Source organism: bacterium endosymbiont of Bathymodiolus sp. 5 South, from assembly GCF_900128535.1.
Classification (GTDB): domain Bacteria; phylum Pseudomonadota; class Gammaproteobacteria; order PS1; family Pseudothioglobaceae; genus Thiodubiliella.
In genome coordinates this window covers 1-1,366 of the sequence record NZ_FQTR01000311.1, presented here as the reverse complement: position 1 = coordinate 1,366, position 1,366 = coordinate 1, and the positions used below count along the sequence as shown (strand labels likewise).

The following is a 1,366-nucleotide window of genomic DNA, read 5'->3' as shown; positions in this document are numbered from 1 at the left end:
TTTAAATTTTTTCAAGATTTTTTTAATTATTTCTTCTTTTTTATTCTTATATCGCAAATAATCTTACTTAAAATTGATACAAAGACTGATAGATTTTCGGGTTTTTCAGTGCAATACTAGTCAAAATGCTAACTAATTCTGTTGTACACAAAAGATTTTTATCTTTCATTGTAAGGATATTTTGTAAATCTTTGTCAAAATTGTTTAACGCTTTATTTAAACTCCCTGAATTTGGATAATTATCAGCCAAATTTTTAATAACCAATAATTGATTTTTTAAGTCATTTTGTTGCTGATAGTTATGAATAATTTGATGTAGTTTGTCTTTTTTTATTGAAGAATTTACAATATCATCAGAATGATAGGTTTTTTCACCATTGAGTCGCATGCCCATTTCGCTTAAAATTTTAGAAAGTTCCCCAATAACCGTATTGCCCTCTTTTTTATTGTTGGTAAAAATACGATAATCATCTCGGTATCTAATAATATGATAATTCATATTTTTGTCTAAACATTCACTTAAGCGTTCATCAATATACCCTAATACCATTTCAGCAATAAAATCCATCAAAACACTGCCTTGCGGTATGCCGTTAGTTTGACCATAATTCATGCCTTGCATAGCTGTATCAATAATATTCCCTATGCATTCTTACCCCTCATTTCTCTTTGCAAATTCTTGAGTATGAATTGCCCAAGGAATAGAATGTGTATAAATTGCACCATAACAATCAACTATATCAGTATGAAAAATATAATCATACTCCAGTCCTAGCTCAATTGATTTTTGCTCTACTTGTTTTGACCATACTTGTATTTGTTCTGTTGTACTATTTCCTTCTGACGATACAACAGGTATGCTCGCACAAACAATTTTCTCGTTTTGTTGGAAATCTTCAAATGCTGATAAAATATCATTCCAGTTTTCTTCTTCAGTAATTTTATGCACCAAATCTACATATAACACCGGATGAATAAGCTGAAATAAACGCCATGCATATTGACCATCTTTATTGGTAAATAACTTGTAATTTACATTTTCATAATTACTAGGATAAATACACTCATTATTATCTTTATTACCTTTATTATCTTTTCTCTGATAAATAGGATAAATACACTTACCTTTTTCGTTTTTCCGACAGATTTTTTTATCGCCTTGTAGATTTTCATCTAATTTGGCAGATATTTTTTCGATTAAAGGGGAAAACTTTATATAGGATGGAAGTTTAACACTGGTGTAACTTTCTTCACGCAAGAAAAACTCTTTCGCGTCTTTGTGATCTAGTTGTAATATCGTTTTACTCATATTTATTATGAATTACTGCAAACACTAAATTCTATCACACTTGCGTACCACCTACCG

Annotated in this window: 2 protein-coding genes; both read right to left on the bottom strand. The window is 29.6% G+C overall.

Annotated features, from left to right (window positions below; translation table 11 throughout):
• Window positions 1-67: 67 nt before the first annotated feature.
• Entirely contained in the window at window positions 68-613 is a 546-nt protein-coding gene (locus tag BBROOKSOX_RS11080) for an RNA-directed DNA polymerase (protein ID WP_180324027.1), read from the bottom strand.
• A gap of 39 nt (window positions 614-652) precedes the next feature.
• Window positions 653-1,309 carry a hypothetical protein gene (locus BBROOKSOX_RS11075; RefSeq protein WP_139661874.1) on the bottom strand — a complete coding sequence of 219 codons (657 nt, stop codon included), beginning with the start codon at window positions 1,307-1,309 and terminating at the stop codon, window positions 653-655.
• Window positions 1,310-1,366: the final 57 nt, after the last annotated feature.

Excerpts from the sequence above, each read along its gene's own strand:
- BBROOKSOX_RS11080 (WP_180324027.1), bottom strand. The coding sequence starts at position 613 with ATGAATTATGGTCAAACTAACGGCATACCGCAAGGCAGTGTTTTGATG.
- BBROOKSOX_RS11075 (WP_139661874.1), bottom strand. The coding sequence starts at position 1,309 with ATGAGTAAAACGATATTACAACTAGATCACAAAGACGCGAAAGAGTTT.